At 59.2% G+C, this 12,862-nt stretch carries 12 protein-coding genes; all 12 read right to left on the bottom strand.

The features are described from left to right. Position 1: 1 nt before the first annotated feature. Positions 2-1,141: an urea ABC transporter permease subunit UrtC gene (gene urtC, locus RBH71_RS01185; protein WP_112175639.1), complete on the bottom strand. Its 1,140-nt coding sequence runs from the start codon at positions 1,139-1,141 to the stop codon at positions 2-4. Between the two features lies 1 nt (position 1,142). After that, the gene (gene urtB / locus RBH71_RS01180) at positions 1,143-2,036 is read right to left on the bottom strand and encodes an urea ABC transporter permease subunit UrtB (protein WP_019565873.1); all 894 of its coding nucleotides are present in this window, start codon (positions 2,034-2,036) and stop codon (positions 1,143-1,145) included. A gap of 156 nt (positions 2,037-2,192) precedes the next feature. Further along, on the bottom strand, positions 2,193-3,443 hold the full coding sequence (locus tag RBH71_RS01175) for a transporter substrate-binding domain-containing protein (protein ID WP_112175637.1): 1,251 nt from the start codon (positions 3,441-3,443) through the stop codon (positions 2,193-2,195). 249 nt (positions 3,444-3,692) lie between these two features. Further along, entirely contained in the window at positions 3,693-4,301 is a 609-nt protein-coding gene (locus RBH71_RS01170; protein ID WP_003516987.1) for an ANTAR domain-containing response regulator, read from the bottom strand. A 12-nt stretch (positions 4,302-4,313) separates the two neighbouring features. Then, the gene (locus tag RBH71_RS01165; protein ID WP_112361212.1) at positions 4,314-5,465 is read right to left on the bottom strand and encodes a transporter substrate-binding domain-containing protein; all 1,152 of its coding nucleotides are present in this window, start codon (positions 5,463-5,465) and stop codon (positions 4,314-4,316) included. A 361-nt stretch (positions 5,466-5,826) separates the two neighbouring features. Next, entirely contained in the window at positions 5,827-6,633 is an 807-nt protein-coding gene (eutC, locus tag RBH71_RS01160; protein ID WP_112361211.1) for an ethanolamine ammonia-lyase subunit EutC, read from the bottom strand. Position 6,634: 1 nt separating this feature from the next. Beyond that, positions 6,635-8,026 (bottom strand): ethanolamine ammonia-lyase subunit EutB, encoded by a 1,392-nt coding sequence (locus RBH71_RS01155; RefSeq protein ID WP_112361210.1) that lies wholly within the window; start codon positions 8,024-8,026, stop codon positions 6,635-6,637. 9 nt (positions 8,027-8,035) lie between these two features. Next, a complete protein-coding gene (gene hisN / locus RBH71_RS01150) occupies positions 8,036-8,824 on the bottom strand; it encodes a histidinol-phosphatase (RefSeq protein WP_112361209.1) in 789 nt (262 codons plus the stop codon). After that, positions 8,824-9,759 carry a choline/ethanolamine kinase family protein gene (locus RBH71_RS01145; RefSeq protein ID WP_035200787.1) on the bottom strand — a complete coding sequence of 312 codons (936 nt, stop codon included), beginning with the start codon at positions 9,757-9,759 and terminating at the stop codon, positions 8,824-8,826. Before RBH71_RS01145 ends, hisN begins: the two co-directional genes overlap by 1 nt. Before the next feature lie 47 nt (positions 9,760-9,806). Beyond that, on the bottom strand, positions 9,807-10,772 hold the full coding sequence (locus RBH71_RS01140) for a phosphotransferase (RefSeq protein WP_323686993.1): 966 nt from the start codon (positions 10,770-10,772) through the stop codon (positions 9,807-9,809). After that, positions 10,769-12,058, bottom strand: coding sequence for a Zn-dependent hydrolase (locus RBH71_RS01135; RefSeq protein ID WP_112361207.1), 1,290 nt, complete (start codon positions 12,056-12,058; stop codon positions 10,769-10,771). The genes RBH71_RS01140 and RBH71_RS01135 overlap by 4 nt, the downstream gene beginning before the upstream one ends. After that, a complete protein-coding gene (locus RBH71_RS01130; RefSeq protein ID WP_013637571.1) occupies positions 12,051-12,812 on the bottom strand; it encodes a DeoR/GlpR family DNA-binding transcription regulator in 762 nt (253 codons plus the stop codon). The genes RBH71_RS01135 and RBH71_RS01130 overlap by 8 nt, the downstream gene beginning before the upstream one ends. Positions 12,813-12,862 lie beyond the last annotated feature (50 nt).

Here is a 12,862-nt window from a genome sequence, read left to right as displayed (position 1 = left end):
ATTACAATGCCTCGCTTTGTTGCTGTAACGATGAGGATGCCGGGCCTGGTTTGACACGGCGGATAAACTGCCGCAGCACATCGTGCGCGACGCCGCCAAGGCCCCGCGGCATGAACAGGACGACAAGGACGAAGATGAGGCCGATGATCGCTTTCCAGGCCTCGACCAGCGCTTCGGTCTCGCTGACCTCGGCCTCGATCATGTTGATCAGGATCGCGCCGATGCAGGCGCCGAGCAGGGAGGAACGGCCGCCGACGGCAGCCCAGACGACCATCGTCACCGAGAAAGACAGGTCCATGAAGGTCGGCGAGGCGAACTCCGCGACGACCACATAGAGCATGCCGGCAACGCCGGCGATGCCGGCAGAAATGACAAAGAAGAATACTTGGTAAAGCGAGACGTCGAAGCCAAGATAGCGGGCGCGAAGCTGATCGTCGCGGATCGCCTGTAGGATCATACCCGCACGGGTCTCCACGATGAGACGCGCGCCGATGAGCGTCAGGGACAGGCATGCGGCGCACAGATAATAGGTCGCCCGGCTGTAGGGGTCGAATTCGATGCCGCCGATCGTCAGCCAGCCAAGATCGGTCAGGCCGTTGAAGCCGTTCGTCACCGGTTGCGCATCGACCATGACGAGACGCACAAGCAGAACAAGCGCCAGGGTGATGATCGAGACAAAGACACCGGAAACACGCTTGCGGAAAACCAGCATGCCGAGTGCCCCGGCAATCACGACGGGAAGCACGATGCCAAGCACGAGACCTACGGACTGGCTCTGAAACGGAAGCCAGAGGAAGGAGCCCTTGTTGATACAGCAAAGTTCCGTCGGCGCGCCGGGCTCGGCATTCCACAGCATGAAATCCGGAACCGGCCTGTCGGAGCCCTGTTGCAGACTGGTCAGGCTCGACAGTTTCAGCGACATGGCGAGCATGTAGGCGCCCAGGCCAAAAAACAGCCCCTGGCCGAGATTGAGAATGCCGGCATATCCCCATGTGAGCGCAATGGCGACGCCGAGCATGCCATAGACCAGATATTTCGAAATGCGGTTCAGCCAGAATTCGTCACCGAAAACCGGCGCTGCAAAAATCACCGCGATGAAAAGCACATAGGCGGCGATCTGGAATTTTCGTTCGATGCTCATGTTAGCGCCCCTTGAACGAGAATAGCCCGCTGGGCTTGACGAGAATGACGAGGATGACGACCCCGAAGACGACGGCGCGCGCCAGAATGTCGTTCGTTCCAATCGCCACCAACGCATTGATTTCGCCCAGAAGCCCTGACGACAGGGCCGTACCGAAAAGGCTGCCGACCCCGCCGGTCACCACGACCATGAAACCATCAACGACCATCGTCGTGCCCATGTCGGGGAAAACGGTCTTGAAGCCGGACATCATTACGCCGGCGACGCCCGCAAGGCCGGAACCGAAGGCAAAAGTCAGGGCATTGATGCGTTTCACATCGATGCCGCAAGCGGCAGCCATTTTTGGATTACGGATGATGGCGCGCACCTGCATGCCCGCTGTTGTCCGGTAGAGAATGAACCATGTCGCCAGCGTCAACGCGGCCGTCACGGCGATGATGAAGGTGCGATACGCGTTGATGTCGGCGCCGGCGAACCTGAAGGTGCCCTGGAGATACGAAGGCACGGCGACGTTTTGCAGTCCGGCTCCCAGGCCCTCGATATGAATGCCGAAAAAGCTGAGGCCGAATTCGAGCCTTACGGCCTGCTGCAAAAGGATGGCAATGCCCCAGGTGGCAAGAAGCGTGTCGAGCAGGCGGCCGTAGAGCCTGCGCACCACCACCCGCTCGATCACCAGGCCGAGCAGGGCGGTCACGACAAAAGCCAAGGGAATTGCGAACAGAAGGCCTGTTTTCAGCCAGATGCCCGAGAGGACGGCGACGTAGGCACCGATCATGACCATTTCGCCATGGGCCATGTTGATGACGCCCATGGCGCCGTAGGTGATGGCAAGACCGAGTGCCACCAGAAGAAGGATTGAGCCGAGACTGAGGCCGATAAAGAGAATGTCGAGCATAACGCCACCGTTCGTGAGAAGGGCGGACCAGACTTTGTCCTGCTCCTTGCCTGCCCCAAAATCGGGTTAGCACCGAGCAGAGGAAAAAACGCAGATCCGCCTTGCCGAGACATGGTCCCGCCAGGCATGGCTGGCGGGAGGACGCGGAAAGAGGGGTCAGCCCTTGAGCTTTGCTGCGTCGAGACCGTTGCTGGTGCAGAAAAGATTGCTTTCCGTCTCGCCATAGGCCGAATAGGGCAGCGGCTTGATCGGTGCCGGGTAGGCGTTGACGACCTTGCTTTGTCCATCCGGCTGCCATTGGCCGATACGCGGCGTCAGCCAGCAATGCAGGTTGTCGGGGTCGGTGGTCACCTTGCCGCCGGGCGCGTCATAGGTCTGGCCACGAATGCCGGCCCGGATCGCATCGGCGGACAGATCGCCGGATTTCTCCACTGCCTGCTTCCACAGGAATACCTGGAAATAGGCGGCCTCAAGCGAATGGTATGTCACTGCCTTCGGATCGTTGACGAAGGTCCTGAAGCGTTCGATGAAGCTCTTGTTTTCAGGCGTTTCGATCGACATAAAATATGGAAATGATGTGTAGCTGCCCGCCGCATATTCGGCGCCCATGGCGGCGATCTCGATTTCGGAGGTCACCGTCGCGCAGATCGGGATAACCTCCTGCGAGAGGCCCTGGTTCTTGAACTCGCGGTAGAAGGCGATGATCGAGTCGCCAACCACGTTGGAAAGAACCACGTCGGCGCCCGATTCCTTGATCTTGCTGACCATGACAGCCCATTCGGAGTGTCCAAGTTCCAGATATTCGTCCGCCACCCATTCTGCGCCCGCCGCCTCGATCAGTTTCTTGGAAACCTTGGCCATCTCGCGCGGATAGACATAGTTGGAGCCAACGATGAAGAACTTCTTCTTGCCCAGTTTCTCGACAATCCAGGGAATGTAGTTGGAGAGCTGCTGGTTTGGAACGGCGCCGGAATAGACGACGTTGCGCGAGCACTCAAAGCCCTCATAGTGCGTCTGGTAGAACAGCATCGCGCCGCGCCGTTCGAAGATCGGCAGCACGGCCTTGCGGCTGGCAGAGGTGTGGCAGCCGAAGATGGTGGAAATCTTGTCCTTGAGGATCAGTTTCGATGCTTTTTCGCTGAAGGTCTTCGGATCGGAAGCGCCGTCTTCGACGACGACTTCCACCTGGCGGCCAAGAACGCCGCCGGCTGCGTTGATTTCGGCCACGGCCATCATGACACCGTTGGCGAGAAGCTTCTCGGCAACAGAAAGCCCGCCCGTCTGCGAGTAGAGTGCACCGACCTTGATAGCATCGGCTGCAAAGGCCCGGCCACCCAGCGCCGGCAAGGCGAGTGCGGCTGAAGCGGTGGCTGCGGTTTTCAGAAAGTCACGTCTGTTGAACACCATCTTGGTTCCCCTTTTTTTGATTGGCGCACGCGACGGCACTGCCCGGCTCTACGGCGAGGCTTTCATGCCGAAAAAATACTGGAAGGCCGACGTCACTGTCAGCAGATAACAAAAAACCCGCGAGGCTTTTCACAGCCTGCGGGCACCCTTGCCATCATCGCATCACGGCTGCGCCGCGTGCAACAGCGGCACATGGCTTCGCGAAACGAAGGGATGTGCCGGAGGTGTTCATCTGGAACACATCAAAAACTAATCATGTTTTTGGGAAGGGCGCAAGAGCTGTTCGGCGTTGATAATCGAATTGGCGATTTCATCGATTGGGACGCGCCTGGCCATCGCCTGCTCGCGCATTTCACGATACGCCTCATTCTCGCTCGTGCCGCGATTGGCCATGAGAATGGCCTTAGCCCGGGCGAGCTTCTGGTCTCCCAAGACCTTGCGCTTATATTTACGGGCTTCCTTGACGAGCCTTTGGCGCTCAAGCCACAGACTGCGCGCTATGGCGAGATTTGTCAGCAGGCCGAACGGTTTGATCGGTCTCTCGACAATGGCAAGCGCGCCGCTTTCCAGAACGATCTGCAATGTGGAGGGATTTTCGTAACCGACGATGGCAAGCATGGTCGGAGCGGGATTGGGGAGGCACTTCAGCAGGCGTTCGATTTCCGGTCGCGCCTCGTCTTCCATGGCAAGAAAGACGACATCCGTACCGTGTGGCAACTCGGCAGGGACCGGCCAGAGGCAACTGACCGTACAACCGATACGGCGCAGGTGATCGACGAGAAACTCTCCTTCGGATGTCCGGGGATGAATCACCAGAACCTTGAGATCCCGCAAATCTCTGAGAAGGGCGAAAGACATCGTCGCTCCTTCTCAGACCTGAACACGATGTGGGAACGGCTGCGTCAGGTCCGGGCGATATTCTCGCATGAACGGATCTGGCGCCACGCGCAGTGACGGGTCATGGACGATGTCGTAGCTGCCTTGCGCATTTACTTTTGCAACCCTTGGCCACAGATGGGTGTGGTTCGTCAGCCGGTCTATCTTCACAGCGCCCTGCGGAGCGTCGTACTCGACCTCGTAAAGGGCTGGAAGAAGCTGCTCCAGCCCGTCGCCACCGGCCCGCTGCAAAGCTCCCGCATAGAGATAGACTTGGAAATAGGCCGCTTCGGCCGGCGCGGTCGGCAGCATCTGCTGGCCGTATCGCTGTTGGTAAGCCAAGACGAAGGCACGCGCGCGAGGCGTATCCAGGGAGGCGAAAAACGGGGCCGCGGTGATATGCCCCTCAGCCACTTCCGGTCGCATCCGGATCACGTCGGCCTCGCTTGTCGATTGACTGGCGATTGGCATCGTCGCTGCATCAAAACCCGCCTCCTTGAACGCCGTGTAGAAGGGAATGATACCGTCGCCGACGATTGTCGAATAGATGACATCCGGCCGTGCCGCGCGAATATGCCGGATGATTTTGGCGACATCTTCAGGCTTTAGGTTGAGAGGAACATATATTTCGTCCAGCACTTGACCGCCCAGCTGAAGAAAGAGATCGCTGATCGTCCGGTTGGATTCGTAAGGGTAGACGTAGTTCGAACCCACAAGGAAAACCCGCTTTCCATAATGCTTGGTGAGGAAGTCGACCAGCTGCACGGAGTTTTGGTTGGGTGCGGCCCCGGTGTAGATACAGTGCCGAGAGTATTCAAACCCCTCATACAGTGTCGGATAGAATAGCAGGGCCTCTCGAGCTTCGATGACGGGCAGCACGGCTTTGCGGGTGCTAGACATATGGCAACCGAAAACGACCCGGACCCGATCCTCGTCGCAAAGCTTGACCGCAAGTTCCTTATAGAGATTGGGTGTCGATTTAGGGTCATAGGCGACAGGCTCGATCATCCGGCCGAGGACGCCGCCAGCCGCATTGATTTCGTCAATCGCCAGCAAGGTCGCGAACCTCTGGGTTTTTTCGACGGCTCCGGTCACACCCGTCTCGGAGAACAACACACCGACCCGCCAGCTTTCTGAATGCATCATCGCCCACCAAAAAATAAAAAAAAGCTCCCGCCCGTTTCCGGTCGAGAGCTACCCTGCTCATGGAATATCAGCGGCCCGTTGTAGCCTGCAAAATGATGATGTCAGTTTCCTTGTCCGGTGGCAACATGGAGGAGAGCCGAAAACACTCGCAAATGTAAAATCATGGGATCAAAATTCCTCCACGTTTTCGCCTGAGCATCGAGAATACGCACACACCTTTTTGCTCCAGCGAGCGATGTCTACTTCCCTTCATCCGCCTCTCCGCACCCAACACGAGGCAGTCGACTGGACTTTCGACGACAGGCCGCAATCCTTCCAAAGCAGATGGGCCGCGTTCCGAGGGTTTCGCACCGCAAAGACTTCAAATTGTCAGTAGGTCTTTAGCTTGAAGCGAATTGTCATGTCTTTCGAGAAACTCCACCATGGCAGCCTTGAGCGCCACGCCACTGACGCGGGTCCTCATCATATCCCTGGTCAGCGTCGCAATGATCTCGGCAGCTTCGCAGACCGGCAGACCACCATCCCTGATATTGGAGACACAATTTCGGCTGGAATCCAGGTTTCCCGACTTGGGACCGTAAGTGATATAAGCACCGAGGCTGTCGGCAGCTGAGAGTCCCGGACGTTCGCCGACAAGCACGATCGTCAGTTTTGCACCTAATGCCTCACCGGCAGGATCGCCGAGCGCGACGCGCGCCTGGCTCGCCAGCACAATTGGTGCAGCCGTCAGGTTCAGGATAGCGAGCTTCGGAACAAGCGCCTCGATCAACGGCACGGCATTGAGATCGATTGCGTGGGACGACAGGCCGTCCGCGACGATAATTGCGACATCATAGCCATTGATCGTTCTCTCATGTTTCAGCCGTTTTTCAGATTCCGCCGCAAGCCGCCGGCCAAGATCCGGCCGCCGCACATAGGTGCTGCGGTCACTTGCCAGGCTATCGACATTGACAGCCGGAAGGCCGAGACGATCGAGCCTGTCTGCCAGCGAGGGCCGGTCGACGCTCGTCCAGACCGCTTCGCGTGCCCGCGCGTGGTCGAGAAGGAAGGCAAGTTGAGCGCGTGTCGGAAGACCCGCGCCATGACGGCCGAGCGAAACACGCGCATCGGTCATATCCTTGATAGTGAGGTTTTTTCCGGCAGCAGTGGGTTCTCTCACCTCGTCCATGTCAGGCTCCGATCAATGCGCTGTTGCGGACATAATTGGAAAGCGCGACAGGCTCGCCGACCAGCGCGCCATCTGGATCGGTCAGGCCGATTTCGAAAAGCCATTTCTCGAACTCTGGTGCGGGTGGCCGTTTCAGCGTCTCGCGGCAATAGACGGCATCGTGATGCGATAGCGACTGGTAGTTCAGCATGATATCGTCGGCGCCGGGAACGGTGATGACGAAATTGACATTGGCTGCGCAGAGGAGCGTCAACAGCGTATCCATATCTTCCTGATCAGCATCGGCATGGTTGGTGTAGCAGACGTCGACGCCCATCGGCAGGCCAAGGAGCTTGCCGCAGAAATGATCCTCGATGCCGGCACGGATGATCTGCTTGCCGTTGAACAAGTATTCGGGCCCGATGAAACCGACGACCGTATTGACGAGCAGTGGATCGAACTCGCGCGCCACGGCATAGGCACGTGCCTCCATCGTCTGCTGGTCGACGCCGAAATGCGCATCGGCCGAAAGCGCCGCGCCCTGCCCAGTCTCGAAATACATGACGTTTGCGCCCGGCCCGCCACGACCCAGCGACCGCCCCGCCTCGTGCGCCTCCTTCAGAAGCGCCAGATCGACGCCGAAGCCGCGATTGGCTTTTTCCGATCCCGCCACCGACTGGAAGACGAGATCGACCGGCGCACCCCGTTCGATTGCCTGGATCGCCGTCGTTACATGGCCAAGGCAACATGTCTGCGTCGGGATCGCAAGCTTTTCCCGCAATTCGTCGAGCAAGGAAACAATGCGGATATAGTCATCCGTCGCATCGGTCGCGGGATTGACGCCAATCACGGCATCTCCCGACCCCATCAGCAGCCCGTCGATGGCAGACGCTATGATGCCGCGGCTGTCATCCGTCGGGTGGTTGGGCTGGTTGCGGGTGGAAAGCCGCCCGGCGAGTCCGATCGTGTTGCGGAATCGCGTCACGACACGTCGCTTGGCAGAAACAGCTATCATGTCCTGCAGGCGCATGATCTTCGACACGGCCGCGACCATTTCCGGTGTCAGTCCGAAGGTCACCGCCTCCAGCCGCTCGTGCGTCGTCTCGGGCCTGAGCAGCCATTCGCGCAATTCACCGACAGTAAGCGAGGAAACTGCGGAAAAGGCTGCCGGATCGTGCCGTTGCGCGATCAGTCGGGAAACCTCGTCATCCTCCGACGAAATGAGCTCCTCGCCGAGAAATGCTTTCAAGGGGAGATCGGCCAGCGCCATCTGGGCTGCCAAGCGCTCGACCGGGCCTTGCGCCGCAATACCGGCCAGCTGGTCGCCGGAGCGCTCCGGGGTTGCTTTCGCCAGCAGCATTTTCAGGTCATCAAAGCGGAAGACAGTCTGCTCGATTGTCGTCGTATAGGGCATTTGTTCACGTCACCGGTTGAGGAGGGCCAGGGCTTGGTCATGAAGTCTCGGGGTGGCCGACGCCAGAACCCGTCCGTCGGAATGGATCGAAAGCGCATTTCCCCGCCAGTCCGTAATGCATCCGCCGGCACCCGTCACAACGGGCACGAGAGCCATGTAGTCGTAAGGTTGAAGTCCCGTCTCGAGAGCGATGTCGCAATGGCCGGAAGCGATCAGACCATAGATGTAGCAGTCTCCACCGAAACGCCGCAGCCTGGCTTTGCGGGAGAGACGCTCGAAGCTCTCGGCTTCGCTGTCCACGAACATATCCGGCGAAGTCGTATAAAAACGGGCGCTGGAGAGGTTTTCGCAGCCGCTGGCGTGGGCCGGCTTGCCAGCAAAGAGTGTCTCTCCCGGCCGGCCCTGCCAGCGTTCGCCCGTGGCCGGAATATCGATCAGACCACAGAATGGCTTTTCCTGAAATGTCAGTGAGACAAGCGTACCAAACAGCGGGAAACCGGTGATGAAGCTCTTGGTGCCGTCGATCGGGTCCAGCACCCATGTAAAGGCGTTACCTTCCTTTACGCCGAACTCCTCACCATGGATGCCATGATCGGGAAAACGCGCCGCGATCATCTCGCGGAGATGTTTTTCGATCGCCCGGTCGGCGATTGTCACCGGGCTATCGTCGAGTTTTGAGATCACGTCGAGCGGGGTCCGGAAATAGGAGAGCGCCAGCGGACGCGCGGCGTCGGCAAGTTGCGCGGCGAAGGTGATATAGGTCGCAGCTTCTTGCGGGCTGATATCGGTAGCGGACATCAAAGGGCTTTCAGGAACAGGGGCCAACGGGGATCGTGGATGATCGAGCGGGCGCGCATATGCTTCCAGATTCCGTACTTGTAAAAGTCGAAATCGAGGGTCGATATCCGGTTTTGTACCATCGCCCAGGTGCTCCACTTGATGTCGGCGAGTGCCTTGTGGACAATGAAGCGAGCGTGATGCGCCTTGTCGTAACGACCGAAATACTCCTCGATTATCTCGCAGTCGGTCGCCTCGGAATAAAACATCTCGCCACTCCAGATCGCGAGATCGTAGAGCCTCTCATTGTTCGACGCATATTCGAAATCGATCAGCTTGATCGACTTGTCGTCACCGATCAGGAAATTGCCCGGCATCGGGTCGTTGAAACAGGGCACCAAATCGAGCCCCGATGCCTCAAGCGCGGCGCGCGCCTGTCTGTAGTTGCGCAAGAGCCAGTCGTGGTCGAGCGGCCAGTGGCCGTCAAGCTGGCGCACTTGGTCGAAATGTTCCTCGATCATGTCGAAGACGGTTTTTGTCAGCGGCAGGGCAGGGGCGTCGTGAAACTGCCGGTAGACGCGCACCGCTTCGTTGCGGATCGCCGGGTCTGCAAAATCCCTATGTGTCGAGGCGCGGCGACCATCGATGAACTCGGCGATTTCGATGTCGAGGTGATCGAGATAGTCGAATGTCTTCGGGCCGATTCCGATCACTTCTGCCTGCTTGCTGGCAGCAGCGGCGGCCTTGCGATCGATGAACATCTCGGTGCCGCGGCCGGGAATCTTTAGAAAATACCCACGCTCTTCGCCTTCGACCTCGATGCGGAAATTTGTGTTGCTGATTCCGCCGGAAACCGGACTGTAGCGCAGCCGCCGTCCTTCCCAAGGTGGCACCTGGATGATTGCAGCCTCAACTGCCCGTTCGGCATCGGATCGTGCCATTCCCAGTTCATTCATAGGCTTGTTCCCGTTATTGTTTCTAGCCCGTTGTCGTTATCGTGTGCCTAGAGCGCTCTCAGCCTTGCCTCGAAATCCGGCTGGCCGAGCAGCATTCGGCAACGCAGGAACCGCCAGCCGGCATATTTCAGGAATTCGACACCCCGCGGCGGCGCACGAAGCTCCAGTACGAGGCTGCGCAACGCCCAGTAGAGGTCGTCTGCCGCCGCATAGACACGGCAGCGGTTGAAGGTTCTTTCGCTGAAACCTCCATCGTGCATTTCCAGCAAGGGCCTCATCTGGCTTTCGAACTGGTAGAGTTCGTTCATCTGGACGCCGAGCTGATAGTAGGGGTCGATGTCGGCAGCCATGTCGAAGTCCACGAGCTGCATTTTCCCGTCTGGGCCTAGCATGACATTAGAAGCCTGCGGATCACCATGGGCCGGCTTCAGGTCCACGCCGGCCGCTGAAACTGCCTCGCGGATCGGCGTCATCCAGGAGAGCATCCATTCGACATCGCCGGGCAGGCTGGTGTCACCGGCACTCACGATCGCCCAGAGCTGATTGATGCCGTCGAAGACTGACCATGTTCGGCCGGTGGAAACACCCCCTGCGATCGTCGTCTGCATCTCGATCAGGCGGGCAACAGTTTTCGGCTGCATGAGATCGTCGATCCTTGCTGCTCGCCAGCCGTCGCCAAGTCGGGCAAACAGCATGCTGGCCGTTCCGGCATCGTAACCAATCGGCTCTGGCGAAAGACCAAGGCTGTGAAAACGGTGTGCCGCAGCATTTGCGGTCTCGGCATCCACGAGATCGGTTACCTCATCGGCACCGAGACGCAGGAAATAACGTGCCTCCCCATCTGTCGACGCGACCACGAAACCGCGGGATTCGACGGCATGATAGGATGGCGATGCGACAGCTGCCGTCCCCGGCGCATAGGAAGGAGTGTCGCCAATCACTGCGGAAAAGAATGAAAGCGCCTTCTCCGCGCGCGCTTCCATCGGTGATTGAGGAGAGCCCGATCTCTTCATTCGGCAGCCTCGCTGAGTTCGACAACTTTCAAACCTTCGCAGGCGATCTTGTAAAGCATGTCCGCCACTATCTGCGTGCCAAGGGCCTGGTCTTCAGGCGAGGTATACTCGGTGGGGTGGTGGATAACGCCGTCACGGCTCTGAACCGCCAGTACCACCGCCGGGCAGACATCGGAGACGGCAACGGCATCATGGCCGCCGATCGTATCGAGGTGACGGGCGCTCTGGCCGAGATGCGCCGCCGCACTTTGCGCAAGCGTCACCAGGCCCGGCGCAAACCTTCCCGCCTTGCGGCGGTCGATGGAGCGGACTTCCGAGGTGACGCCGGCTCTCATCGCCGCTTCCTCGATCCTGATCTTCATCTTGCGTTCCGCCTCCGTCAGGACGTCTGGCGATCCCGAGCGCAGCTCGATGAACAGCACGGCTTCGGCCGGCACGACATTGGGTGAATTGGGGAAGACTTCCAGGCGGCCAACCGACGTATGCAGGTCCAGCCCGTGTTCGGTCGATATCTGCTTGAGATCGGCGATCAGATAGGCAGCAGCAAGCAGCGCATCCTTGCGATCTGCCATCGGGGTTGCGCCGGTATGTGCCTGGCGTCCATGGAAGGCGAGGCGATATTTTGTCGCGCCCCAGAACCGCGTGAAGATACCGAACCGCTCCCCGGCGCGGCTGAGCGTCGTGTCACCTTCTATATGCAGCTCGATCAATGCGTCGGGAATTTCCACCTTTTCCTTGCCAGCATAACCGATCTCGTCCAGCGACTGGCGCACCGTAATGCCATCGCCGTCGGCCCGTTCCAGCGCCCATTCCAGGTCAATGGCGCCTGTAAACACGCTGCTGCCGAGCAGGCTCGGCTGGAAACGGGCGCCTTCCTCATTGGTCCAGTTGACGATCTGGAAGTTGCAGGCGGACAACCTGCCTTCCGCCTTGAGACGTTCGCTGACGGACAAAACCGCCTCGCAGGCGGCGATGACGCCAAGCGCTCCGTCGAACCGGCCGCCGTTCGGCTGGCTGTCGATATGGGAACCGACCATGATGACGGGCGCATTTGCGCCCGCCAAGGTCATCTTGCCGAACTGGTTGCCGATCGAGTCCACGGCCTGCTCGAAGCCGTTTTCGGCAAACCAGTGCCCCAGCCAGTCGCGCGCCATTCCGTCTTCCCTGGAAAGCGTCAGGCGGGTCATCGAGCCATCGGGGCCGCCGCCAAAAGTGGAGAGGGTCTCCATCAGCATCTGGAGCCGCTCGGCATTGATCGGGACAGGGGAGGAGGAGACGTCAGGCATGTATGATTTCCACTTTGGATTGATTGAATTGATCTGAAAATTCCCGCGCGATGACGCCGCTGGTCACCACCGCGTCGATTTCGCTGAGGCCGAATGTGTGGATGGAGCCGAGGCGACCAAACTTGGAACTGTCGGCAACAATGATCGAACGTTTTGCCTGGGCCTTGGCGACGCGGCGCAGGATCGCCTCGTCCTCGCCGAAATCCATGAACCCGCGTTCGGCGTGAATGGCGCTGATGGCGATGATGGCGAGATCGAAGAAATGCTCCTTCAGCGCGGCCACGGTCTCATGGCCGTATGTCGCCTGATAATCTGGGCGCATGCGACCGCCAAGAACGCGCACACTTGCCTGCGGCAGATTGAAGAAGTGGGCTGCGACCGCCAGCGAATTGCTGACAACGGTCAAGTCCTTGCGCGTCTCGATATGTTTCAGGCAGGCAATCGTTGTGGTGCCGGTATCGATGAACACCTTCATGCCGTCCTCGACCAGCGACGCTGCGGCCTCGCCGATCTTGGCTTTCTCGCGTGAGCTGACACGCAGTCGGTCGGTAAACGGCTGATCGCTTTCCTGCTGGTCAAGGACCGCGCCGCCATAGACGCGGCGGGCATAACCGCGCATCTCAAGTTCCTTGAGGTCGCGCCGGATCGACTCCTGGCTGACCTGCAGATAATCGGCAAGCTCCCTCACATTGACGCGCTGGGTTTGCTTCAGCATGTCGAGGATAAGCTTGAGGCGATGTTCGGTGAAACTCATGAATGCACCCTGGATTCTAGTGATCGTTGCGGCCCCGTCTGTGGCGCCGC

Origin of the sequence: Rhizobium sp. AN68, assembly GCF_030758035.1 — a bacterium.
Taxonomy (GTDB): domain Bacteria; phylum Pseudomonadota; class Alphaproteobacteria; order Rhizobiales; family Rhizobiaceae; genus Agrobacterium; species Agrobacterium tumefaciens.
This window is presented reverse-complemented; position numbering and strand designations above follow the sequence as displayed.